Source organism: Microvirga yunnanensis (assembly GCF_025460875.1).
Genome location: NZ_JAMXFI010000013.1, coordinates 46,520 through 70,654, shown reverse-complemented (window position 1 = coordinate 70,654; position 24,135 = coordinate 46,520). Strand labels below are relative to the sequence as shown.

Annotated in this window: 21 protein-coding genes; 14 read left to right on the top strand and 7 right to left on the bottom strand. The window is 66.8% G+C overall.

Going from position 1 to position 24,135, the window contains the following annotated elements:
- Positions 1 to 110 precede the first annotated feature (110 nt).
- The 4 genes from ilvD to NF876_RS09215 all read left to right on the top strand — a co-directional run bounded on the left by ilvD (position 111) and on the right by NF876_RS09215 (position 4,358).
- Positions 111 to 1,940 carry a dihydroxy-acid dehydratase gene (ilvD, locus tag NF876_RS09230; protein ID WP_262268501.1) on the top strand — a complete coding sequence of 610 codons (1,830 nt, stop codon included), beginning with the start codon at positions 111 to 113 and terminating at the stop codon, positions 1,938 to 1,940.
- 143 nt (positions 1,941 to 2,083) lie between these two features.
- Positions 2,084 to 2,383: a hypothetical protein gene (locus NF876_RS09225; RefSeq protein ID WP_262268500.1), complete on the top strand. Its 300-nt coding sequence runs from the start codon at positions 2,084 to 2,086 to the stop codon at positions 2,381 to 2,383.
- A gap of 138 nt (positions 2,384 to 2,521) precedes the next feature.
- Positions 2,522 to 2,839, top strand: coding sequence for a quaternary ammonium compound efflux SMR transporter SugE (gene sugE, locus NF876_RS09220; protein ID WP_262268499.1), 318 nt, complete (start codon positions 2,522 to 2,524; stop codon positions 2,837 to 2,839).
- 25 nt (positions 2,840 to 2,864) lie between these two features.
- The gene (locus NF876_RS09215) at positions 2,865 to 4,358 is read left to right on the top strand and encodes a sensor domain-containing diguanylate cyclase (protein ID WP_262268498.1); all 1,494 of its coding nucleotides are present in this window, start codon (positions 2,865 to 2,867) and stop codon (positions 4,356 to 4,358) included.
- Positions 4,359 to 4,493: 135 nt separating this feature from the next.
- Here NF876_RS09215 and NF876_RS09210 read toward each other — a convergent pair whose 3' ends face one another.
- The 4 genes from NF876_RS09210 to NF876_RS09195 all read right to left on the bottom strand — a co-directional run bounded on the left by NF876_RS09210 (position 4,494) and on the right by NF876_RS09195 (position 10,728).
- Complete coding sequence (locus tag NF876_RS09210; RefSeq protein WP_262268497.1) at positions 4,494 to 6,929, bottom strand: hypothetical protein; 2,436 nt, start codon at positions 6,927 to 6,929, stop codon at positions 4,494 to 4,496.
- 193 nt (positions 6,930 to 7,122) lie between these two features.
- A complete protein-coding gene (locus tag NF876_RS09205) occupies positions 7,123 to 8,493 on the bottom strand; it encodes a glutamate--cysteine ligase (RefSeq protein WP_262268496.1) in 1,371 nt (456 codons plus the stop codon).
- A 173-nt stretch (positions 8,494 to 8,666) separates the two neighbouring features.
- Positions 8,667 to 9,806, bottom strand: a complete 1,140-nt coding sequence (locus tag NF876_RS09200) for a carboxylate-amine ligase (RefSeq protein WP_262268495.1) — start codon at positions 9,804 to 9,806, stop codon at positions 8,667 to 8,669.
- Positions 9,807 to 9,981: 175 nt separating this feature from the next.
- Entirely contained in the window at positions 9,982 to 10,728 is a 747-nt protein-coding gene (locus tag NF876_RS09195) for a 16S rRNA (uracil(1498)-N(3))-methyltransferase (protein WP_262268494.1), read from the bottom strand.
- A gap of 204 nt (positions 10,729 to 10,932) precedes the next feature.
- On the opposite strand from NF876_RS09195, the gene NF876_RS09190 reads away from it, so the two are divergent.
- From NF876_RS09190 to lpxK, 7 genes are all read left to right on the top strand, one after another.
- Positions 10,933 to 11,412, top strand: a complete 480-nt coding sequence (locus NF876_RS09190; protein ID WP_262268493.1) for a hypothetical protein — start codon at positions 10,933 to 10,935, stop codon at positions 11,410 to 11,412.
- A gap of 17 nt (positions 11,413 to 11,429) precedes the next feature.
- Entirely contained in the window at positions 11,430 to 12,359 is a 930-nt protein-coding gene (gene ubiA, locus NF876_RS09185; RefSeq protein ID WP_262268492.1) for a 4-hydroxybenzoate octaprenyltransferase, read from the top strand.
- A 362-nt stretch (positions 12,360 to 12,721) separates the two neighbouring features.
- Positions 12,722 to 13,543, top strand: coding sequence for a 3'(2'),5'-bisphosphate nucleotidase CysQ (locus tag NF876_RS09180; protein ID WP_262268491.1), 822 nt, complete (start codon positions 12,722 to 12,724; stop codon positions 13,541 to 13,543).
- A gap of 60 nt (positions 13,544 to 13,603) precedes the next feature.
- Entirely contained in the window at positions 13,604 to 13,837 is a 234-nt protein-coding gene (locus NF876_RS09175) for a DUF4170 domain-containing protein (RefSeq protein WP_262268490.1), read from the top strand.
- A 14-nt stretch (positions 13,838 to 13,851) separates the two neighbouring features.
- Positions 13,852 to 14,601, top strand: a complete 750-nt coding sequence (locus tag NF876_RS09170) for a lysophospholipid acyltransferase family protein (RefSeq protein WP_262268489.1) — start codon at positions 13,852 to 13,854, stop codon at positions 14,599 to 14,601.
- Positions 14,598 to 15,887 carry a 3-deoxy-D-manno-octulosonic acid transferase gene (locus tag NF876_RS09165; protein WP_262268488.1) on the top strand — a complete coding sequence of 430 codons (1,290 nt, stop codon included), beginning with the start codon at positions 14,598 to 14,600 and terminating at the stop codon, positions 15,885 to 15,887. The genes NF876_RS09170 and NF876_RS09165 overlap by 4 nt, the downstream gene beginning before the upstream one ends.
- Entirely contained in the window at positions 15,887 to 16,927 is a 1,041-nt protein-coding gene (gene lpxK, locus NF876_RS09160) for a tetraacyldisaccharide 4'-kinase (RefSeq protein WP_262268487.1), read from the top strand. The genes NF876_RS09165 and lpxK overlap by 1 nt, the downstream gene beginning before the upstream one ends.
- Here the strand turns inward: lpxK and NF876_RS09155 are convergent.
- Both NF876_RS09155 and xseA read right to left on the bottom strand, forming a co-directional pair.
- Positions 16,899 to 17,120 carry a DUF2093 domain-containing protein gene (locus NF876_RS09155; RefSeq protein ID WP_262268486.1) on the bottom strand — a complete coding sequence of 74 codons (222 nt, stop codon included), beginning with the start codon at positions 17,118 to 17,120 and terminating at the stop codon, positions 16,899 to 16,901. The two genes, lpxK and NF876_RS09155, sit on opposite strands and share 29 nt — an antisense overlap.
- A gap of 70 nt (positions 17,121 to 17,190) precedes the next feature.
- Complete coding sequence (xseA, locus tag NF876_RS09150) at positions 17,191 to 18,765, bottom strand: exodeoxyribonuclease VII large subunit (RefSeq protein ID WP_262268485.1); 1,575 nt, start codon at positions 18,763 to 18,765, stop codon at positions 17,191 to 17,193.
- 205 nt (positions 18,766 to 18,970) lie between these two features.
- On the opposite strand from xseA, the gene NF876_RS09145 reads away from it, so the two are divergent.
- From NF876_RS09145 to NF876_RS09135, 3 genes are all read left to right on the top strand, one after another.
- On the top strand, positions 18,971 to 21,040 hold the full coding sequence (locus NF876_RS09145) for a cadherin domain-containing protein (RefSeq protein ID WP_262268484.1): 2,070 nt from the start codon (positions 18,971 to 18,973) through the stop codon (positions 21,038 to 21,040).
- 236 nt (positions 21,041 to 21,276) lie between these two features.
- Positions 21,277 to 22,554: a phosphoribosylamine--glycine ligase gene (gene purD, locus NF876_RS09140; RefSeq protein WP_262268483.1), complete on the top strand. Its 1,278-nt coding sequence runs from the start codon at positions 21,277 to 21,279 to the stop codon at positions 22,552 to 22,554.
- A 151-nt stretch (positions 22,555 to 22,705) separates the two neighbouring features.
- Complete coding sequence (locus tag NF876_RS09135; RefSeq protein WP_262268482.1) at positions 22,706 to 23,614, top strand: alpha/beta fold hydrolase; 909 nt, start codon at positions 22,706 to 22,708, stop codon at positions 23,612 to 23,614.
- An 89-nt stretch (positions 23,615 to 23,703) separates the two neighbouring features.
- Here NF876_RS09135 and NF876_RS09130 read toward each other — a convergent pair whose 3' ends face one another.
- The gene (locus NF876_RS09130; protein ID WP_262268549.1) at positions 23,704 to 24,132 is read right to left on the bottom strand and encodes a nucleoside deaminase; all 429 of its coding nucleotides are present in this window, start codon (positions 24,130 to 24,132) and stop codon (positions 23,704 to 23,706) included.
- Positions 24,133 to 24,135: the final 3 nt, after the last annotated feature.

The window sequence follows — 24,135 nt, the reverse complement described above, 5'->3', positions numbered from 1 at the left end:
CCTCGGCAATTCCATTGCGGCAAAGCAGGCGCGACCACAAGGAATGGCAATTTTCCTTGCAAGTTTCGCAATTTCAGTCGAACAAAGCAGCAAGTTTTTGAGAGGAAACCATGCCAGCCTATCGTTCTCGCACCACCACACATGGCCGCAACATGGCGGGAGCCCGCGGCCTCTGGCGGGCCACGGGCATGAAGGATTCCGACTTCGGCAAGCCGATCATCGCCGTGGTGAACTCCTTCACCCAGTTCGTGCCGGGCCACGTCCACCTCAAGGACCTCGGCCAGCTCGTGGCGCGGGAGATCGAGAAGGCGGGCGGCGTCGCCAAGGAGTTCAACACCATCGCGGTCGACGACGGCATCGCCATGGGCCACGACGGCATGCTCTATTCCCTGCCCTCGCGGGAGCTGATCGCCGATTCCGTGGAATACATGGTCAACGCCCATTGCGCCGACGCCATGGTGTGCATCTCCAATTGCGACAAGATCACGCCCGGCATGCTGATGGCGGCCCTGCGGCTCAACATCCCGGTGGTGTTCGTCTCCGGCGGCCCGATGGAGGCCGGCAAGGTCGTGCTCAACGGCGTGACCAGGAAGCTCGACCTGGTGGACGCCATGGTGGCGGCGGCCGACGACCGGGTGGCGGAAGAAGACATCAAGGTCATCGAGCGCTCGGCCTGCCCCACCTGCGGCTCGTGCTCGGGCATGTTCACGGCCAATTCCATGAACTGCCTCACGGAGGCGCTCGGCCTGTCGCTGCCCGGCAACGGCTCGACGCTCGCCACCCATGCCGACCGGCGCCGCCTCTTCGTGGAGGCCGGCCACCTGATCGTCGACCTCGCCCGCCGCCATTACGAGCAGGACGACGCCAGCGTGCTGCCGCGGGCGATCGCCTCCTTCGCGGCCTTCGAGAACGCCATGACCCTCGACATCGCCATGGGCGGGTCGAGCAACACGGTGCTGCACCTCCTGGCCGCCGCCCACGAGGCCGAGGTCGACTTCACCATGGCGGACATCGACCGCCTGTCGCGCCGGGTGCCGGTGCTCTGCAAGGTCGCCCCCGCGGTCGCCAACGTCCACATGGAGGACGTGCACCGGGCCGGCGGCATCATGGGCATCCTGGGCGAGCTCGACCGCGCCGGCCTGCTCGACACCTCCGTGCCGACGGTCCATTCCGAATCCCTGAAGACCGCCCTCGACCGCTGGGACGTTCGCCGCACCAACAGCCACGCCGTGCACGAGTTCTTCAGCGCCGCCCCCGGCGGCGTGCCCACCCAGGTCGCCTTCAGCCAGGAGAGCCGCTACGACAGCGTCGACATGGACCGGGCCGCCGGCACGATCCGCGACAAGGACCACGCCTTCTCGAAGGACGGCGGCCTCGCGGTCCTGTCCGGGAACCTCGCTCTCGACGGCTGCATCGTGAAGACCGCCGGCGTCGACGAGAGCATCCTGGTGTTCTCGGGGCCCGCCATCGTGTTCGAGAGCCAGGACGACGCGGTGAGCGGCATCCTCAACGGCAAGGTGAAGGCCGGCGACGTGGTGGTGATCCGCTACGAGGGCCCGCGCGGCGGCCCCGGCATGCAGGAGATGCTCTATCCGACGAGCTATCTGAAGTCGAAGGGCCTGGGCAAGGCCTGCGCGCTCATCACCGACGGGCGCTTCTCCGGCGGCACCTCGGGCCTGTCCATCGGCCACGTCTCGCCGGAAGCCGCTGAGGGCGGCACCATCGGGCTCGTCCAGGACGGCGACCGGATCGAGATCGACATCCCGAACCGCCGCATTCACCTCGCCGTCGACGAGGCCGAGCTGGAGCGGCGCCGCGCCGCCCAGCAGGCGAAGGGCTGGCAGCCGGCCGCCCCGCGCAAGCGCAAGGTCTCGGCGGCCCTCAAGGCCTACGCGATGCTCGCCACCAGCGCGGCCAAGGGCGCGGTCCGGCAGATCTGACGCGAACCGCCCGCAGTCCGAACGAACGCGGCGCCGGGCGGATCCGGCGCTGCCAAAGGTCTCAGCCGGGGCCTGAAGCCTTGACGAAACACTGTCTCCTGGAGTCCTGTGGGGAGAGACCCAAATCAGCCGCAGGATCCTGAATGACCCGCCTCGCCCTGACCGTCAGCCTCCTTCTCCTGGCCGGCCCCGCCTTCGCCCAGGAGGCGCCGGACGGCAAGGCCCTGCAGCTGACCGTCCGGCCCTCCGGCTACGAAGCCGAGGCCAACGAAGCGACGGAGCGCCAGGCGAGGCTGCTCAGGCGGCTCGAGGAGAGCGACCATATGATCCGGTCGATCTGCATCAATTGCGGCGATTCGTGGAAGCACCAGATCTATGCCCCCTTCAACCCCCTGGCGTCCCTCGGCCGCTCCGGCCAGCCCGCGGAAGAACCCGGTAACTAAGCCGGCAGACAGACCTTCGGCCGCGCCCGGACCATATTGAGAAGGTTTTCCCGACCCTCTATATTCGGAGGGGTGAGGACGACCTCACACCTTCATGACCCCGGTGGGGACGGCCCTGCCAATGACGGAGGTCCTGTCATGGCATGGACTTGGCTCGGTCTTGCCGGTTTGTTCGAGATCGGCTGGGCGATCGGGCTGAAATACACGGACGGCTTCACCCGCCTGGTCCCGTCCGTTCTCACGGCCGTGAGCATGATCATCAGCGTGGTGCTGCTCGGCATTGCGCTGAAAACCCTCCCGGTCGGGACCGGCTATGCGGTCTGGACCGGGATCGGCACGGTTGGAACGGCCATTCTCGGCATCGTGCTCTTCGGCGAGCCCGCCACCGTGATGCGCCTGGCCTGCATCGGCTTGATCGTGGCCGGGATCCTCGGCCTCAAGTTAGCCTCAGGCTAGCCCCGGCATTTATGGTTGGGGGATCATGACTGCATTCGCTCACATCAGGCCGAAATCGGCGGCGCGAGGGCTCAAGGCCTTCGTGGCCGTGGTCTGCCTCGTGATCGTAGGCCTGGAGGGCTGGCGCGACTGGAGCGAGCGGGAGCAGGAAACCGCCCGGATCAGCGCCGAGACGGTGAACCTCGCCAAATCGCTCGTCCAGCATGCCGAGGACACCTTCGAGGTCGCGGACGCCCTGCTGGTGGACGTGGTGGACCGGGTCGAGATGGGCGGCGTGCTGCCCAACGCGGTCAAGAGGCTGGATACTTTCCTGGTCGAGCGGGTGCAGTCCCTGCAGCGCATCAAGGCCCTGTCGGTCTATGGGGACGACGGCTTCCTCCTGACCAGCTCCCTGCCCGGGCACCGGGGCAAGGCGAGCGTGGAAGCGCAGACGTTCTTCCGGCACCACAGGGAATCCACCAGCAGCGACTGGTTCCTGGGGCCCCTGATCCGCGACCCGCTCGGGGGCGACTGGGTGCTGACCCTGTCGCGCCGCATCGACAAGCCGGACGGCAGCTTCGGCGGGGTCGTTCAGGCCAGCATTCCCCCGCGCTATTTCGCCAATTTCTTCGGCCGGTTCGATGTCGGGACGCAGGGGAGCATCACGCTCATCCACAAGGACGGGACGATCCTGTCGCGCTATCCCTACATCGAGCGCGCCATCGGATCGAGCATCTCGAACGATCCTCTCTTCAAGGAGAAGCGAGGTTCCGGCGCCTACGACTACGTCTCGCCGTTCGATAACGTGGCCCGGATGGGCGGCTACCACCGCAATCACATCTTCCCCATCGGCGTCCTCGCGTCCGTGGGCCGGGACGAGGCCCTGGCGGACTGGAACCGGGAATTCGTCTTCCGCACCGTCGTCATCGGCCTGCTCGTCGCCACGCTGGCCACGCTCGGCTGGGCCTTGGCGGCGGAGCTGCGCCGGCGCGAGGAGACGGAGGCCGAACTCTCCGTGCTCGCCGTCACCGACGGCCTGACGGGGCTGGCCAACCGGCGCATGTTCGACAAACAGCTCGAGACGGAGTGGCTCCGCGCGTCTCGGGAGAAGTCGCCGGTCTCCCTGCTGCTCATCGACGTGGACCAGTTCAAGGCCTACAACGACATCTACGGCCACCCGGCTGGCGACGAATGCCTGCGCACCCTCGCGAAGGCGGTGGCCAGCGCGGCCCGCAGGCCGGGCGACCTGGCGGCCCGCTACGGCGGCGAGGAGCTCGTGGTGCTCCTGCCGGATCTCGACGAAGTCGGCGCGGCCCTCGTGGCCGAGGACATCCGGGCCAAGGTCGAGGCGCTTCGCATGCGCCACGAGGCGAGCTTCCCGTCCCGAATCCTCACGGTCAGCATCGGGAGCGCGACCCGGATTCCGAGCCTGGACCGGTCCCGCATCGGTCCGGCGGACCTGATCGCGCTGGCGGACGATGCGCTCTACAAGGCCAAGCAGGACGGCCGCAACCGCGTCGCGACCGCCAAGGCCGCCTGAGCCGGATCGGCATCGTCGGTCCTGACCGCCTCAACGTCATCACCGGGCCTGTCCCGGTGATCCCGATCGTGAGAAGTGCCGTACCTTTCCGCGTCAGAATGGCCAGGACAGGCCCGGCCATCGCGTGAACGAGCGTCAGATCACGAGGAAGTCGCCGGCCGTGATGGCTTTGTGTGCCCCGATATGGGCGAAGACGACCTGGCCGCCAGCCTTGCTGCCGTTGTGGTCGTACCAGAGATTGCCCGACTTGGCGTCGTACCCGACGTAATCGTTGCCGTCGAGCGCCTTGGCGGCCTTCACGAAAGAGGCCTTGTTGAGCCCGCCCGTCTTCTTCAGGGCCTTGAAGACGGCGTTCTCCAGCTCGATCGTATCGTGCTTGGCGCTCCAACCGACGATCTTGTCCTTGTTGCCGGATCGCGCCGGGGCGGTGTCAAACAGGAACACGTCCTTGCCGTCGCCGCCGTCGAGCGTGTCGTTGCCCGCGCCGCCCGCGAGGGTGTCGTCGCCCTTGCCGCCGCTGATGGCGTTGCCGGCGGCATTGCCCTTGATCCGGTTGGAGAGATCGTTGCCGGTCAGCCTGATGGCCTGGGAGCCGCTCGCCGTGAGGTGCTCGACATAAGCCGCCAGGGTGTAGCTGATGCTGGTGACGACCTCGTCGGCCGCGCCGCCCGCCGCGGCCTCGATCACTTCGTCCCCATTGTCGTCGACATAGTAGACGTCGTTCCCGGCGCCCCCCGAGAGCACATCCGCTCCGGCCATGCCGTTCAGGATGTCGTCCCCCGCACCGCCGACCAGCGTGTCGCTCCCGGCCGACCCGACGGCCTTCTCGCGTTCGACGTCCCCGACCGTGACGACGACGTCTGTCTCGGAGCTGAGGCCGCCGCCGTCCGTGACCTTGATCCGGATCGTGTGGGAGCGCGCCTGCTCGTAATCGAGCAGAAGCCCGTTCGCCACCTTGAGCTGGCTGCCTTCGACCATGAAGCGCCCGTCGGAGGTCCCCCAGGTCCCGTCCGCCTTGCGGATCTGGAACGTGAAGGTGCTGCCGGGCGCATCCACGGCCGAGAGGTCGCCAACCTTGGTGCCGTTCGCCGCCAGCTCGAGGACGGACGAGCCTTGCAGTGAAATGTCCGTCGGCGACTGGTTTGGGTCCGACGGGACGCTCGCCGCGAGGTCGATGTCAAGCTGCACGACCTTTTGACGGCCCCCGGGATCGTCCAGGATGACGAAGAGCCGCCGTGTGCCGGCCCCACCCTCACCGTCGTTGCGATAGGTCAGAGATTGGACGACCTTCTGCACACGCTCAGGCGATGCATTTTCGTTGAAATAGACGCTGATGGTGATGGCGTTGTCGTAGAACTCGCCGATATGGACTCCATCGACAAAGATTTTCTGTCCGGATGAGGCGGAGCCGACGAGCGAAATGCCGTTCGACGCATCAATCCCCAATCGCTCGTGCGGGTCATCGCCTAGGAGAAATACGCTCAGCGTTTTGATGAGGCCATCATCGGCGCTGAGACCGGCGTTCCGGCCTGCATCGAGAAAGGTCAGCGTGCTCCGCTCCGCGTGGACGGCGCCTTCCCCGAAGGCCGTGAGCTGAGGGGCATGATGGGTCGTCGGAGGGTGACCGTCGAGGGTGACGATCGTGTCGATCCCGTGCCGATGGATCAACATGCGTTGATCGTCGGTGAGCGTCCCGGTTGTCAGGATCAGCGTGTCATTGTCGGTGGCATATCCGAAAACGCGCTGCGCCAGATCGACATCATCGACCGTGATCTCGGCAAGGTCGGATCGGAGATTGATGTCGAAGCCTGAAATCGTCTTGCCGGTCAGATCGATATCCGTGCCTTGGATGAACAGCGCATCCCCTGTGACACCTCCGCCGTTTCCGTCGATCCGCGTGAGCCCCTGCAACTGCTCGCTTTTGAGATAGATGGAATCGCTCATTGACGAGCCTTCGAGGGTTTCGATGCCCGTAAGCTTGTTCATGAGATCGAGCCGGTAGTATCCCCCGGTCAGGGCGAGAGTATCATTGCCTGCTCCTCCATCCAGTTCGTCTCCTGCGCCGATCGCATCTCCATTGGCCGTGAGGGTGTCGTCCCCGGCACCTCCCTGGACAATGTCGCCTACGATGAGATCGACCTCAGCAACAGCGTCGGTATCGTCGATCAAGGCAACCTTCAGGGTCCGGCTGATCGTGAATGGCGTTCCGGTCGAAGCGTCCCGATAGGTCAGCGAATGGATCAGCGTCTCGATCAGCGCCGCCGTTGCGTTGCCGTTGAACTCGAACTCGAGGGCATATGGATCGGCAGAAATGACGATTCCGATTTCGATGCTTGCAACGAGGATCGTCTTGCCCACGGCAAGGCCGTCCGGCAACTCGACCTCCCCGGCCGCGGTGTGGACCCCGAGAACATCGGTCGGCTCTGCGGCGTCGAAATAGAATGCGAGATACCGGAGGGGATGATCGCCTTCGACGACGATCGCGTCCGCGCCCTGATCGATGGCGATCGTGTCCCCGGGCTTACGGAGAATGGAACCCGATGCGAGGTTGAGGATTTGCGGGCCGGCCATCGTTCATCTTTCTCGCCCGTCCTGACGAGGAGACCGGCCTCCGGTCCCCAAGCAACGGCGTCGGACCGAGCATTGATTTGAACGTTATTATATTAAGTAGAGGCGAGGTAAAAGTCCCCGAGGAAGGTCAGCCACGCTCCCCCTTGCGGCAAGAGGGTCAGGGGCGGCAGCGCGCCTGCCGCCCCTTGCTTTTCTAGAACACGCAGTCCCGGAAGGCCGGCAGGACCGAGCCGTTCCATGCCCCATGGTAAAGCTCCAGCAGGCGCTCGGCCTGGGTGCGGCCGGAGGCGGCGATCTCTTCCGCATAGGCGAGATGGCGGGTCTCGTCGCGGCCGGAACCGTCCCGCTGGCCGCGGCGCTGGAGGCCGGCGCGGGCGAGCGCCAGGGCGTCGCGGGCGACGTCCTGCACGGACCGGCCGGCGATGCGGGCCTTGAGGGCCTGCCTGGGCACGTCGGCGCGCAGCTGCTCGCGCTCCTGGGCGGTCCAGGCCTTCACCAGGTCCCAGGCCCCGTCGAGGGCGGCCTCGTCGTAGAGGAGCCCGGTCCAGAAGGCCGAGAGGGCCACGATGTGCTCGAGGTTGCCCACGTCGGCGCCGCGCATCTCGAGATAGCGCTTGAGGCGCACCTCGGGAAACACGGTCGACACGTGGTTGGCCCAGTCCGAGTGCGTCGCGTATTCGCCCGGCAACTGGGGATGCCGGCCCGCGAAGAGGTCCCGGAAGGAGGAGCCCGCCACGTCGTGATAGGTCTCGCCGCGTTTGACGAAGTACATCGGCACGTCGAGCACCCAGTCCACATAGCGCTCGTAGCCGAAGCCGTCCTCGAACGCGAAGGCCATCATGCCGGTCCGGTCGCGGTCGGTGTCGAGCCAGATGGCGGAGCGCATGGACAGGTAGCCGTTGGGCCTGCCCTCGGTGAAGGGCGAGTTGGCGAAGATCGCGGCCGCGACGGGCTGGAGCGCCAGCGAGACGCGCAGCTTCTTCACCATGTCGGCCTCGGACGCGTAGTCCATGTTCACCTGCACGGTGGACGTGCGGTACATCATGTCGAGGCCGAGCGAGCCGACCTTCGGCATGTAGTCGGTCATGATGCGGTAGCGCGCCTTCGGCATCACGGGGGTCTGGGCCCGGGTCCAGAGCGGGCTCATCCCGAGGGTCAGGAAGCCGAGCCCGAGCCCCTCGCCCACTGCCTTCGCGTCGGCGAGATGCTGCGCCGTCTCGCGGGCCGTGTCGTGCAGCGTCGCGAGCGGGGCTCCCGACAGCTCGAACTGTCCGCCCGGTTCGAGAGAGATCGCGCCGCCGCCGGTCTCGTCGGCCAGGCCGATGGGACGGCCGTCCTCCATGATCGGTTCCCAGCCGGTGCGCGCCTGCAACCCGTCCAGGAGCGCGCGGATGCCCCGGTCCCCGTCATAGGGAACCGGCGAGGCATCGGCCGTGTAGAAGGGAATCTTCTCGTGTTCGGTGCCGAGCCGCCAGGCCTCGCGCGGCTTCTCGCCGGAGGCGATCCATTCCACGAGCTCCGACCGCGCACCAATGGGGGTCGTATCGGATACGTCCCGCGCCATGCATCACCTCATCAAAAAGCGCGTTCAAGGCGCGCCGACTCAGGGTCGGGACTCAATAAGGGGCTTAAGGCCAAGGCGCAATGAGGGGGGACGGCAGAAAGCGACGAGGGCGGCCCGCCCTCGTCGCGGCATCGGACGTGAAGCGCGGATGCCACGCCGGGATCCGCACGGCCCTAATGCCGGAGCGCCGTTTCTCCCGTCGTCTCGGCGCTGAGCCAGTCGACCACGCCGGCGAGCGCGTCCCGGTTCGACAGGCCACGGCCGACCGCCTCCGTGTAGAGCGTCAGCTGCTGGTCGGCGCTGGTGCCGCGGGCCACGATCCAGCGGGCGAGGTCGAGCTCCCGCTGGCAGCCGAGCACCTTGGCGTCCTCGGCCACGAGGTCGAGGGTCTCGTCGAGGAGTTCCCGCACGGGCTTGGCCGTGCGGGTCTTCTCGTCCACGAAGCTGCCGTGGATGCCGTAGCGCTGGGCCCGCCAGCCGTTCTCGTCGTTGATGGCCCGGGAGGCGCCCGTCTGCCCGGCGTTCAGCGCGGTGTCCAGGCTCAGGCGCCGGACGAGGCAGCGGTAGAGGGCCGCGATCGCGATGGTGTCGTCGAGCCGGGTGCAGCTGTCGGCCACGCGCAGCTCGAGGGTCGGATGCCTCAGGGACGGCCGGATCACCCACCAGACATAGCTCGAATTCTCAATGGCGCGGGCCGCCACGAGGGTGTCGATGTAGCGCTGGTAATCCTGCTCGTTCTCGAACAGGTCCGGCAGGCCCGTGCGCGGCAGCTCGCGATAGGCGGCCAGCCGGTAGCCGAGCAGGCCCGTGCGCTGCGCCTGCCAGAACGGCGAGGAGGTCGACAGCGCGAGCAGGAGCGGCAGATAGGGCTGGATCCGGTTCATGATGTCGACGCGCATGCCGAGCTCCGGCACCTCCACGTGGACATGCATGCCGCACAGGACATTCCGGCTGCCCAGCATCTGCAGGTCGTGCATGACCTTGCCATAGCGCGGCTGGGCCGTGGGACGCACCCGCGACCAGACGGCGAGCGGATGGGTGCCCGAGGCCATGATCGACAGGCCGAAATCGCGCGCGACGGATCCGACCGACGAGCGCAGCGCGGCCAGCTGCGCCCGGGCGTCGGAGAACTCGAGCGCGGGCTTGCTCGCGATCTCGATCTGCGGCTCGAGCATCTCGGGCTGGATGTCGCCCGAGATCTGGTCCCGGCAGGCGGCAAAGAATTCCTTGATCTTCCCCTTGGCGATATCGCGTCTCGGCGCATCGTTGACGAAGTACTCTTCCTCGATGCCGAACTTGAAGTCCCAGCTCATTTCCTTGGTGTCCTCTGTTCTTATTCAGAAATGACCTTTCGCGCATGCGGATCGGCCTGCGGCGACCGCGCCCAAACTCCGGCTCAATGGGGCCAGATTGGGGCGGCTCGGCGCGAAACTGCTAAGCTTCTGAAGCTAGAGGCGGATCGGCTTTATGCGTTGTCGGACGACGAGGTCAGTTCCAATCGCCAAGCACGGACTGAACGATCGCCAGCGCGGCCACAGCGGCTGTGTCAGCTCGCAGGATTCGCGGACCCAACGATACGCAAACACATCTTTCGTGGGCGGCGACAAGCGCTCTCTCCTGGTCGGTGAACCCTCCTTCGGGGCCCACGATAACGGCCAGACCAGCTTGATTGTTCCCAAGCTCGGCCAGAGCCCTGACCGGGTTGGAAACGGGGGCGTTCTCGTCGCAGAAGACGACCAGGCGATCCTTCTCCAACCCCTTGAGAAACCGCTCCAAATTCTCCTCCTCGCGGACCTCCGGAACCGACAGGATCCCGCATTGCTCGGCCGCCTCGACGGCGTTGCTGCGCATGCGGTCCAGGTTGACCCGGGAGGCCTGGGTCCGGCGGGTCAGGACCGGCTGGAGAACACCCGCTCCCATCTCCACGGCCTTCTGGACCATGTAGTCGAGCCGGGCATGCTTGAGCGGCGCGAAGGCGTAGATGATGTCGGGCGCGGTCCCCTGCTCCCGGGTCCGGGCCGCACAGACGAGGTCGGCGGCCTTGCGCCCTTCGACCGCCACCTCGGCGCGCCATTCTCCGTCCCGCCCGTTGAAGATCAGCACGGACTCGCCGGCCTTCAGGCGCAGGACGTTCAGGAGGTAATTGGCCTGCCCCCGCTCGAGCGGGATCCGGGCCCCGGCCCGGAGCGGGGCGTCGATGAAGAGGCGGGGGGCGTTGAAGTCGTAATCGGCCATGGCAACCTTCCGAAACGCCCCTCCTGTATCAAGTTCCCGGGCCCCGAGGGAGGGGCCGGGCCGGTCCGGTCACGGAATATTCAGGTGCCAAACGGCACAGCTTATGCCCAAGGCGACCATTCGCCTCTTGGCCTCAAGGCCCTGAACCTGTTAACAGAACCCTGGCCCGCGAGACGTCGCGGGCCGAGTGAGGGAATTTTGGGCATGACGCATATCCGTTCGCACATCCTGGCTGCGCTTGCCGTCGCTGGCATTTTCGTGACGGCTCCTGCCTTCGCGCAGTCGAGCGCCTGCCAGGAAGGCCAGAAGATCCTGCAGGAGCGGCAGAACCTGATCCAGCAGGTCAACAAGCTCACCAACGGCGGCAAGAACAAGCAGATCGATCCCCGCGCCGCCTGCACGGTCTTCTCCAAGCTCGTGACGAACGGCGCCGCCGGCGAGAAATGGATGACCGACAACAAGGATTGGTGCCAGGTTCCCGATCAGCTGATCCAGAGCTTCTCCGAGGACCACAAGCGCTCCCAGCAGTTCAAGGGCCAGGCCTGCGGCGCAGCCGCCAAGATGGCCGAGATGGAAAAGCGCGCCAAGCAGCAGCAGGGCCAGCAGGGCCAGCAGGGCGGAATCGCGGGCAAGATGGGCGGTGGCCTGACCGGCACCTTGTCCGTCCCGAAGGGTGCCCTCTGAGCCCGGCCATCTGAGCGATGGAGCCCCCTGCAGCGCCGTCCCTTCCCGATGCGGTCAAGGGCCATTGGGCCGAGCGATGGGCGCCGGCCGGCTTCCGGCCCTACCTGCGCCTCGCCCGCATCGAGCGGCCCATCGGCTGGTGGCTGCTTCTCCTGCCCTGCTGGTGGTCGGCGGCGCTCGCCGCCATCGCGGCCGGGCAGCCCTGGCCGAACCCGGTCCACTGCCTGCTCTTCCTGATCGGCGCCGTCGCCATGCGCGGGGCAGGCTGCACCTATAACGACATCGTCGACCGGGATCTCGACACCCGGGTCGAGCGCACCCGCCAGCGCCCCCTTCCCTCGGGCCAGATCACCGTCAAGGGAGCCCTGGCCTTCCTGGCGCTCCAGGGGCTCGTCGGATTGCTGGTCCTGCTCCAGTTCAACGCCTTCGCGGTCGCGACCGGCTTCGCGTCCCTGGGGGTGGTCGCCCTCTACCCGTTCATGAAGCGCTTCTTCTGGATGCCGCAGATCGTCCTGGGCTTTGCCTTCGCCTGGGGGGCCCTGATGGGCTGGGCGGCGGCCTTCGGCTCCTTGAGCCCGGCCGCGATCCTCCTTTATCTCGGCAGCATTGCCTGGGTGGTGGGCTACGACACGATCTACGCCCTGCAGGACATCGAGGACGACGAGATCGCCGGGATCAAGTCCTCGGCCCGGTACTTCGGCGAGAACGTCAGGCTCGGCGTCGCCATCTGCTATGCGCTGACGCTCGTCTCCGTCACCGCGTCCTTGGGCTTGGCCGGAGCGGGCCTCGCGTCCTTCGCGGGCCTGGGCCTCTTCGCCCTTCACCTGGGCTGGCAGGTGGCGCGCATCGACCCTTCGGACGGGGCCGGCGCGCTGCGCCTCTTCCGCTCGAACCGGGACGCCGGCCTGATCCTGTTTGCCGCCCTCACCCTCGACTGCCTCGTCTAGAGCATCTTTCGGGATCGATTCCGATGCTCAAGCCTTTGAGCGGCGCACCGCTCGGGACCCTGTCTTGATCGCTCGGCCGGATGGTCACCCTCTCACGTCATCACCGGGCCCTGACCACCTTCTCCACGTCATCACCGGGCTTGTCCCGGTGATCCCGATTGTTTGACCCGCGGCGCTTTTCCGGATCGGGATGGCCGGGACAAGCCCGGCCATGACGTGGGGGGTATCATCACAAGGATGCGCTCGAGCATCGGACGTGAAAAGTGGCCCCACTTCTGGGATCGGATCCGATGCTCCCCTCTTGGCTGGCGCGCCGTCCGAAAAGAAAGGTTTGGGAAGGCGGGATATGGTATCTCCAGCCCATGGTTCCCATCTCAGGCTCGATGCCGTCGTCCTCACCCCTTCCCATCCCGTCCCTCGCGCCTGCCGTGCGCGAGGCCGCCCACCGGGCGGGAGACCTGGCCCTGCCCTATTTCCGCGCCGGCGCCCAGACGGCCGCCAAGCTCTGGTACAAGGGGCAAAGCTCCCCGGTGACGGAGGCGGACATCGCCCTCGACACCTTCCTGAAAGGGCACCTGTCCGGGCTGCTCCCCGAGGCCGGCTGGCTCTCCGAGGAGACTGCCGACGATGCCGCGCGCCTCGACCAGAGCTATGTCTGGATCGTCGATCCCATCGACGGGACGAGGGCCTTCGCAACCGGTCACCCGGACTGGGCCGTCTCCATCGCCCTGGTGAGGGACGGCCGGACCGTTCTCGGCGTCCTTTACGCCCCGGCCCACGAGCGTCTCTACGAAGCACGTCTCGGCGAAGGTGCCTGGTGCAACGGCGATCGGCTGCAGCTTCCCGGGGCCGGCCATGTCCCGCCGCGGGTCGCGGGTCCCAAGCCCCTCGTGGACCGGCTCGAGCGCCGCATGGGCCCGGTCGAGCGGCTACCCAAGGTGCCGTCCCTGGCGCTCAGGCTGGCCCGGGTCGCCGACGGCTCCATCGACGTGGGCCTCGTCTCGGCCAACGCCCAGGATTGGGACATCGCCGCCGCGGACCTCATCCTGAGGGAGGCGGGCGGATGCCTGACCGAGCTCGACGGTTCGACCCCGGCCTACAACAGGCCTCATCCCGTACACGGTGAGATGATTGCCGTTGCGTCACAGTTGCATCCTCGTGCTATTGGGGCCATGAGAACCTGAACACCGTCGGCTCGCTTCACCACCGATCCGTCCAACCCTCTTCAGAAGAGCCCTATCACCATGACCGACACGCCTGGCAAGCAACTCCTGCACCTGGTTTTCGGAGGCGAGCTCACCAGCCTCGAATCCGTCGATTTCAAGGATCTTTCCAAGCTCGACATCGTCGGAATCTTCCCGAACTACGCCAGCGCCCACACGGCCTGGAAGGCCAAGGCGCAGGCGACCGTGGACAATGCGCAGATGCGCTACTTCATCGTCCACCTCCACCGCCTGCTGGATCCGCAGAACGGCTGATCCCTCCTGTCACCATGGGTCTCGTCAAGCGCATCGTCCGGTCTCGAGCGGTCCAGGAAGTCCTGGGCCTTCTCGTCGCGGGCTATCTCAAACTCGTGCAGCGCACGAACCGGTTCGTCATGGAACCGGCGAATGCCTATGACCGGATCGAAATGCCCGTGATCGCCGCCATGTGGCACGGGCAGCATTTCATGATCCACTTCGCCAAGAGGCCGCAGGACAGGGCCGCGAGCCTCGTCTCCCGCTCAGGCGACGGCGAGTTCAACGCCATCGCGTTGCGCCATCTGGGGGTGCGGGCCATCCGGGGTTCCGGCGCGCGCGGCCGCGACATCCGCAAGAAGGGCGGAGCCCAGGCCATGCGGGCCATGCTCAGAGCGCTGAGCGACGGGGAGATGGTGGTGATGACGGCCGACATCCCGAAGATCTCGCGGGTCTGCGGCCAGGGCATCGTGACCCTCGCCCAGCTGTCGGGACGGCCCATCGTGCCGGTTGCCGTCGTCACCAGCCGCCGCATCGACTTCGACAGCTGGGACAAGGCCAGCATCGGCCTGCCCTTCGGCCGCGGCGCCATGGTGCTCGGGGACCCGATCCCGGTGCCGCGGGATGCGGACGGGGAGACGCTCGAATCCCTCAGACGAGCCGTCGAGAGGGAACTCGACCGGGTGCATGCGCGCGCCTATGATCTGGTGGGGTCGAAGGATCCTGGCGCCAAGGATCCTGGCGCCAAGCCCAGTTCCGTGCTCATGGGAGGCTCCCGGGCATGAGCTTCCCGATCATCTTCAAGGCGTACCGCACGGCCGTTTCCGTCCTGGAGCCGGCCGTGCTGGGCCTCCTCTACTGGCGCCAGCACAAGGGCCGGGAGGACCGGACGCGGCTCGGGGAGCGGCAGGGCTATCCCAGCCGGCAGCGGCCCAAGGGCCACCTGATCTGGGTCCACGGCGCCAGCATCGGAGAGACCCTGTCGCTTCTGCCGGTCGTGGAGCGGATGACCCAGCGCGGCCTTGCGGTGCTCGTCACGTCGGGCACCAAGACCTCCGCCTCCCTGATCGCACGGCGCCTTCCGCCCGGCGCCATCCATCAGTTTGTCCCGCTCGATGTGCCACGTTATATAAAGAGGTTTCTGGATCACTGGCAGCCGGACCTGGCCCTGATCGCCGAATCCGAGATCTGGCCGAACACGATCATGGCCCTGTCGGAGCGCGACATCCCGCTGGTCATGGTCAACGGCCGGATGTCCAATCGATCGTACCGGCGCTGGCAGAAGATGCCGGGGATCATCCGGGGCCTTCTCGAGCGCTTCGCCCTCTGCCTCGCCCAGACGTCCGAGGACGCCGAACGGCTGGCGAGGCTCGGCGCCCCACGGGTGATCGTGACCGGCAACATCAAGTTCGACGCGGCGGCGCCGCCGGCCGATCCCCGCGTCGTGGCGCATCTCTCGGGGCTGATCGCAGGGCGCCCGGTCTGGCTTGCGGCCAGCACCCACCCCGGCGAGGAAAGTGCGATCATCGCGGTGCATCGCGCCCTGGCGGCCCGCCACCCTCGCCTGCTCACCATCATCGCGCCGCGCCATCCCGATCGGGGCCCGGAGGTCGCCGGCCTCGCCGGGCAGGCAGGCCTGCGGGCGAGCCGGCGGTCCAAGGGCATTCACCCGGACCGGGCCACGGACGTCTACGTGGTCGACACGATCGGCGAGATGGGCCTGTTCTACCGTCTCTCGCCCATCGTTCTCATGGGCGGCACCCTGGTGCCGATCGGCGGCCACAATCCCATCGAGCCGGCCAAGCTCGGCGCCGCCATCCTGCACGGCCCCCATATCCACAGCGCCACCGAGATCTACGATGCCCTTGACCAGTCGCGCGGCGCCGTGATGGTGAAGGACAGCGCCACCCTGGCCCGGGCCGTCAACGAAATGCTGACCAACGCGGCTCTGACGCGCGACATGGCCCGCAAGGCCGGAGATGCCGTGCAGGCGCTCGGCGGGGCCGTGGACCGGACCATGCAATCGGTCGAGCCCTTCATCGTGCAGGCGAAACTGGGAGCGCGCCGCTGATGCGGGCGCCGCATTTCTGGTGGGCGCCTTCCCCATCGTTTCGGGCGACGCTGCTGCGCCCGGCCGGACTTCTCTACGGCGCCATCGCCACGAGCCGGATGCAGCAGCCCGGCAAGAGGGCCGATCTTCCCGTCATCTGCATCGGCAACTTCACCGCCGGCGGCGCCGGCAAGACGCCGGCGGCCCTGGCCGTGGCAAGGATCCTCGAGGGCGCCGGAGAGAGCCCGGCCTTCCTGTCCCGCGGCTATGGCGGCTCCCTGCCCGGCCCGGTGCAGGTCCGGACGGAGCATACGGCCCGGGACGTGGGCGACGAACCCATCCTGCTTTCGGGTGCGGCCCGGACCATCGTGTCGCGAAACCGCCCGGCCGGAGCGCAGTTGGCCCACGAGATCGGGGCGACGGTCGTCATCATGGATGACGGGCTTCAGAACCCGTCGCTGACCAAGGATTGCGCCATTGCGGTCGTCGACGGGGCAACCGGGATCGGCAACGGACTGCCCCTGCCGGCCGGCCCCCTGCGCGCCGCCATGAACGCGCAATGGCCCAGGACCGACGCGGTTCTCGTCATCGGCGAGGGAGAGCCGGGGCGGCGCATCGCCGAAGAGGCCGAGCGGCGCGACAAGCGCGTGTTCACGGCGAGGCTCGAGCCGCCTGCGGAGACGGCCCGGTTGCTGGAAGGCCGGAAGGTGCTGGCCTTTGCGGGCATCGGTCGGCCCGAGAAGTTCTTCGAGACCCTGCGGAGCTGCGGCGCTCTCGTCGAAGCCGCCCATTCCTTTCCCGACCATCACCGCTACACGCCAGCCGATCTCATGGCCTTGCGCCGCGAGGCGGCGACGCGCGGGCTTCACGCCGTGACGACGGAAAAGGACTTTGCGCGGGTCATGTCGGCGGAGAAGACCAAGCCTTGGCCGGACTTGCTGGTCCTGCCCGTGCGCCTTCGAATCGAGAATGAGGCGGGGCTGCGCAACCTGCTCCTGCGCCGCATCAACGAGAGGCGCCTGAACGGCGGCGCTACGTCTGAGGCCCCGTCCCGCCGGTGATGCGCATCATCACCGCTTCGGGCGAGGCATAGGCCTCCTGCCGCTCGACGCTCCAGTACTTCAGCTCGTCGAGGGGGATCTCGACCCCCGTCACCGCGCAGCGCACATAGGCCCCGGGCTTCACGACCCGGAGGTTGCTGTCGAGATATTGCACGACGGCTTCGCCGCCGCTGCGTTCGAACTTGTTCAACATCGATGACATCGAGGAATGCGTTGCGCCATCCTTCACATAAGCAGGCCCGACGAGGATTTCCAATCCCCGCTCAGAACAAGGCGCCCTGCTCCTCTGCGACCACGAGCTTGGGCTTGGCCGCCTTCGGCCTCGTCCCGATCCGGCCGCCGGTCGCATCCGCCTGTCCGTCGGCGAACTCGAGCACGAGGGCCTGGCCGTCCAGCACCGCCTCCGCCGAGTTGAGCGGCTGCCCGTCCCCATCGCGGACGAGGACGAAGCCGCGCTTGAGCACCGACTTGTAGTTCAGGCTGTCGAAGAGCTTGGATACGGCGTCCAGCCGGTCGGCCTTGCGGGCGATCTGGCCCTGCAGCGCCGGACCGAGGCGCTCGGCCACCCTTTGGGCGAGTTCATGGGCCTGGGCGAGGCGCGTCCGCTCGGCACGCAGCAGAGTCTCGCGAGACACCACCAGGCGGCGTCCGATCTGCTTGAGGCTCTCCTCGCGCAGCAGGATGGACCGGCAGACCGCGTTGTAGGGGCGCGGCCCCACGGCATCGAGCCGGGCACGCATGCGGGCGACATTGGCCACCGGCGAGACGTGGGCGAGCTGGCGCGCCACCTTGAGCAGCCGCTCCTCGTGGCCACGGGCATTGCGGGCGAGCGCCGGATAGAGCTTGGCGGCGGCGAGATCGAGGCGCTGCCGCTTGGGCGAGACCAGGGCCTCGGGGCTCGGAAGCGCACGGGCGGTGGCGCGCAGGTCCGAACGGCGGCGCTCCACCAGGCGCAGGGCCGCCTCCCCGTGGCGGCGCGAGAGGTCGTTCACCGCGGCCATGAGCTCGACCCGCACCGGCACCACCATCTCGGCGGCGCCGGTGGGCGTGGGCGCCCGCATGTCGGCCGCATGGTCGATCAGGGTCCAGTCGGTTTCATGGCCGACCGCCGAGACGAGCGGAATCCCGCTCTCTGCCGCCGCCCGCACCACGATCTCCTCGTTGAACCCCCAAAGGTCCTCGATGGAGCCGCCGCCGCGGGCCACGATCAACACGTCCGGCCGCGGAACGGGCCCGCCCGGCTCGAGGGCGTTGAAGCCCCGGATGGCGGCGGCGACCTCGGCCGCGCAGGTCTCGCCCTGCACGCGCACAGGCCAGACCAGGACGCGGCGCGGGAAACGGTCCTCCAGCCGGTGGAGAATGTCGCGGATCACCGCTCCGGTCGGCGAGGTGACGACCCCGACGACGCGCGGCAGGAAGGGCAGCCGGCGCTTGCGCTCCTGGGCGAACAGCCCCTCCGCATTGAGCTTGCGGCGCCGCTCCTCGAGCAGCGCCATGAGGGCGCCGATGCCGGCCGGCTCCAGGGATTCGACGACGATCTGGTACTTGGACGAGCCCGGAAAGGTGGTGATGCGGCCGGTCGCAATGACCTCCATCCCCTCCTCGGGGCGGATCCTGAGCTTGGCGAAGGCTCCCTTCCAGATCACCGCGTCGATGCGGGCGTTCTGGTCCTTCAGGCAGAAATAGGCATGCCCCGAGGAATGGGGCCCGCGATAGCCCGATACCTCGCCGCGCAGGCGGACATGGCCGAACGCATCCTCGAGGGTGCGCTTGAGGGCACCCGCCAGGTCGGAGACCGACCATTCGGGAGCGTTGGAGGGAGCTTTGGCTGCGAACATGCCGTGAACCTAATCGTTCCGCCCCGGGCCTGCCAAGGGTCCGAAGCGGAATGCACACAGCCTTCCGGTCGCAGGCCCATGGGCGGTTTCATGTGCGATTGCGCACGTCACGAGCGTTTCAGGCACGCTGCTCGCACGCCATGATGGAACCTATCATACGAAATAACATTGCGTCAAAGTTGTCACTTTCAAAGGGGAGCCAGCCATGGCTGTCAACTTGACCTACACAATTGCCGATCAGAGGACCGGCACTCAGGATTTCACGCCGACCGACATCGCCGACATCACCGTCGTGGTGAGTCAGCCGGGCAGCGTCATTGCGCCTTCCGGAATGGGCATTCGAATGTCCCATCCGGCAGACCATTGCGACGTCACGGTGGACGGAACCGTCCGGAGCGCGGATGACGCAGGCGTTTACATTACGAAAGGTCAGCTGACCGTCGGCGCGACAGGGTGGATCAGTGGCAGGTACGGTTTCGATTGCGCCAACCCGGCGGCCGTCACCAATCATGGCACGATCACCGGCATCGATGACGCCATCACCGGAGCCCGCGGCCTCACCCTGCTGAATGACGGAACCATTCAGGGCGGCCGCTATGGGATTTCCTACTTCCAAGTCGGCGCAGTCCACGTGACGAACGAGGGGACGATCTCGGGCGGGACCCAGGCCGTTCGAAGCGGACCGGGCGACGACGTCGTCATCAACAAAGGCTTCCTGAAAAGCGCCGATCCCATCACGGTTCTGCTCGGGCAAGGAAAAGATCTCTACGACAGCCGGCAAGGCGGCAGCGCCCCGGGATTCGTCGACCTTGGAGACGGGAACGACACCGCTTACGGTGGTGCCGCGGACGACAAGTTCCAAGGCGGCATGGGGAGCGACTGGCTCGCCGGCGGCGGCGGCTTCAATCGCCTGGCTGGTGGAGAGGGCGGCGATACCCTCGACGGAAGCAACGGGACGAGCCTCGCCTCCTACGAAGGTGCGACGGGCAAACTGACGATCCATATGGCCCATGAAGACCAGAACACCGGAGAAGCCGCAGGCGATCACTTCATCAACATCGCCGGCATCGTCGGGTCCCGCTTCAACGACACGATCATGGGGAACGACGACGGGAACGATCTGCGCGGCGGGAACGGGGCGGATTCCATTCTCGGCGGAGAGGGGGCGGATTCATTGTCCGGCGGCGATGGGGACGACACCTTCGAAGGCGGACAGGGCGACGACATGATCGACGGGGGCGGGAGCGAAGACAACACGGCCGTTTATACGAAGAGCAAGTCCAACTACACGATCACCCACGATCAGGCCGGCTTCATTATCGTCGAAGACAAGACAGGCGACGAGGGCAAGGACAAGCTCTCGCATATCGGGACGCTCACATTCGCGGACGGCGCGATCGAAACCAACAAGGCGCCCGATTCCATATCCGTCTCGAAGACGAGCGTCGCCGAAGATGCGCTGGTGAACACCATCATCGCCGATCTGTCCGCTCACGATCCCGATGGCGATACCGTGAGGTTCGGCATCCTCGAGAACGACGGCTACTTCAGGATCGACGGCAACCACCTGGTCCTCGCCAAGGCGCTGGACTACGAGACGCAGCCTCAGCAGCACAAGATCACCCTCGAGGCGATCGATCCCTTCGGAGGCAGAACCTACAAGACGGTCACGATCAACGTGACGGATGTGAATGACACAGTCGTCGACCCGACCGATCCGACCGATCCGACCGATCCCACAGATCCCACAGGTCCGACCCATCCGACGGGTCCGGCCGATCCGCTCGTTCTGATCGGCACGCCCAAACGGGATTCACTGACCGGCAAGGGCGGCAACGATGTGATCAAGGGCCTCGCGGATAAAGACATGGTGCAGGGCGATGGCGGCAACGACATGCTCTATGGCGGGCTCGGCAACGACACGCTTACCGGTGGTACGGGACAGGACGTGTTCGTGTTCGACAGGAAGCCCGCCAGGACCAATGCGCTGGCCAAGAAGCAGAACTGCGACAAGATCACGGACTTCTCGGTGGCCGACGACACGATCTGGCTGACGAAGGCAGCCTTCAAGGGCCTCGGCAAGAAGGGCGTGCTGGCCAAGAAGGAATTCCACATCGGCGCCAAGGCGCATGACGGCGACGATCACGTCATCTACAACAAGAAGACGGGTGCCCTGTTCTACGATGCCGACGGCACGGGGGCGAAGCAGGCCATTCAGGTCGCCACGTTGTCCAGGGACCTCAAGATGACCGAGGCGGACTTCTTCGTCCTTTAAGGGACGATCGGCCCCGGTCCTCGACCGGAGCCGCGCGGCCGTTCCGGAAGAAGAGGATCCCGTGTCGGGATGGGCGAGAGGATTCCTGCCTTCGAGCGGATGACACCTGAAGCATCGCGTCGGTTTCCGCCTCCAGCGGGAGCCGCTCGCCCCCAACCCTGAGGACGTGTCATCTGACCGGTTGAAGCCGGCCTTCCGTCCGGTTAAGAGCAGCCTGTCACAGCAAGGCGGCAGGCATGAACATCCTTCTCATCGGATCCGGCGGACGCGAGCATGCTCTGGCCAGGAGCCTCTCGGCGAGCCCCCTGTGCGACAGGCTGCTCGTCGCTCCCGGCAATCCCGGCACCGCGCAGCACGGCACCAACGTGGTGCTCGATGTGACCGACCATGGGGCGGTGATCGATTTCTGCCGGGTCATGAAGGTCGATTTCGTGGTCGTCGGCCCCGAGGCTCCCCTGGTGGCAGGCCTCGTGGACGATCTCGCGGCCGCGGGCATCAAGGCCTTCGGGCCGAGGAAGGCCGCCGCCCAGCTCGAGGGCTCGAAGGCCTTCACCAAGGATCTGTGCGCGGAATTCGGCATCCCGACCGCCGCCTACCGGCGCTTCACCGATGCGGAGGCGGCGAAGGCCTATATCCGCGGTTACGGCGTGCCGATCGTCGTCAAGGCGGACGGGCTCGCCGCCGGCAAGGGTGTGGTGGTGGCAACCTCCTTCGAAGAGGCCGAAGAGGCCATCGACATGATGATCGGCGGCGGCCTGGGCGCGGCCGGCGCCGAGGTCGTGATCGAGGCTTTCCTCGACGGCGAGGAGGCGAGCTTCTTCGCGCTCTGCGACGGCACCCACGCGATCCCGTTCGGCACCGCGCAGGACCACAAGCGCGTCTTCGACGGGGACAAGGGTCCCAACACCGGCGGCATGGGGGCCTATTCGCCGGCCGCCGTGATGACGCCGGAGCTTCAGGCCCGCGCCATGCGCGAGATCATCGAGCCGACCCTGGCCGGCATGAAGGCGCGCGGGACGCCCTACACGGGCATCCTCTATGCGGGCCTGATGCTCACCGAGAGCGGCCCGCAGCTCATCGAATACAACGCCCGTCTCGGCGATCCCGAAACGCAGGTTCTTCTGCCGCGCCTGAAATCCGATCTCGTGACGGCGCTGCTCGCCGCCTGCGATGGTGTTCTGAACAGCATCTCCCTGCAATGGTCGGATCAGGCGGCGCTCACCGTCGTGATGGCCGCGAAGGGCTATCCCGGAGCGGTCGAGAAGGGATCCGAGATCCGGGGCATCGACAAGGCCGAAGCGCTCGACGACGTCATCGTCTTCCACGCGGGCACGAAACAGGATGGCGACAGGATCGTTGCCAATGGGGGACGCGTGCTCAACGTCACGGCGCTGGGACGCACGATCTCCGACGCGCAGAGGAAGGCCTATGAGGCTGTCGCCAGGATCGAATGGCCGAACGGCTTCTGCCGGAAGGACATCGGATGGCGCGCGGTGGAGCGCGAGAGCGAATGAGCACCCGCTGATTCCATCGAGGGATGACGATGCGGAACATTCTCCACTCTTAGTTGTAATCCCTTTTTTTCCTAAGCTTTTCCATCCCATTCGCGGACAAATGCTCTAGCTTCTTGAAGCATTCCTGATTGCAACCAGCGAGCGGCCATCCATGAGCGACGATCTCTTTCCCGGTTTCGACAGCCACTGGATTGACACCGAGATCGGCCGGATCTTCGCGCGCTCGAAGGGCACGGGAAAACCCCTGGTGCTGCTGCACGGATTTCCCCAGACCCACGCCATGTGGCACCACCTCGCGCCGACCCTGGCCGAAACCTACGCGGTCGTCTGCATGGATCTGCGCGGCTACGGCTGGTCGTCGGCGCCCAAGGGCGATGCCAAGCACGAGACCTATTCGAAGCGCGCCATGGGCCGGGACGTCATCCAGGTGATGGAGGCTCTGGGGCATGTGCATTTCGCCGTGGCCGGGCACGACCGCGGCGCCCGCGTGGCCTACCGCCTGGCGCTCGACCATCCCGGCCGGGTGGAACGCCTCGCCCTCCTCGACATCCTGCCGACCTACCACGTATGGGAGCAGATGCGGACAGGGAAGGTTCCGGAAGCTCACTGGGGCTATCTTTCGCAGGCCTACCCGAAACCGGAAGACGAGATCGAGCGCGACCCCATTCCGTATTTCGAGGGGCTGATGCGGCAATGGTCGGCGGCCGGCGATCTCGGCGCGTTCGATCCCCGCGCCTTGCACTCCTATTGGCAGAGCTGCAACGAACCCAATCGCATCCACGCCTTCTGCGAGGATTACCGCGCCGGCGCCACCCGCGACATCGAGGCGGACGAGGCCGACCTCGCCGCGGGCAGGACGATCCAATGCCCGACCTACGTGATCTGGAGCGACTATTATCTCGTCAGCGGCCCGGTCGGCGACAGGAAGCAGCCGCTCGACATCTGGCACAAGAGCTTCACGCCCAAAGCGACCGGGATCGGCGTCACGTCGGGCCACTTCGTCGCGGAGGAGAATCCGGGCGCGACGCTGGAGGCCCTGCGGGCGTTCCTGGCGGCCTAGACCTGTTTCCACTCACGTGGAATCATCTCTCTTCTTTGCCTGACCGCATTTTTTGACGGTGAACCGGATCCACCTCACCGAAAAATGCTCTAACGCTTTGCTTCGAAAAACCCCTTCAGCAATGCCGCCGCCTCACTCTCGCGGATGCCGCCGTAGACCTCCGGGGCGTGATGGCAGGTGGGCTGGTCGAAGAAGCGCACGCCGCTGTCGACCGCGCCGCCCTTCGGATCGAAGGCCGCGTAATAGACCCTCCGGATCCGGGCGAAGGAGATGGCGGCCGCGCACATGGTGCAGGGCTCCAGGGTCACGTAGAGATCGCAGCCCGTGAGCCGCTCGTCGTCCAGAGCCGCGCAGGCGCGGCGGATGGCGAGCATCTCCGCATGAGCCGAGGGATCGCGCAGCTCCCGCGGGCGGTTTCCTGCCGACGCGACGACGCGGCCGTCCCGGACGATGGCCGCCCCCACGGGCACCTCCCCGCGCGCCGAAGCGGCGCGGGCCTCGTCGAAGGCCACGCTCATGGG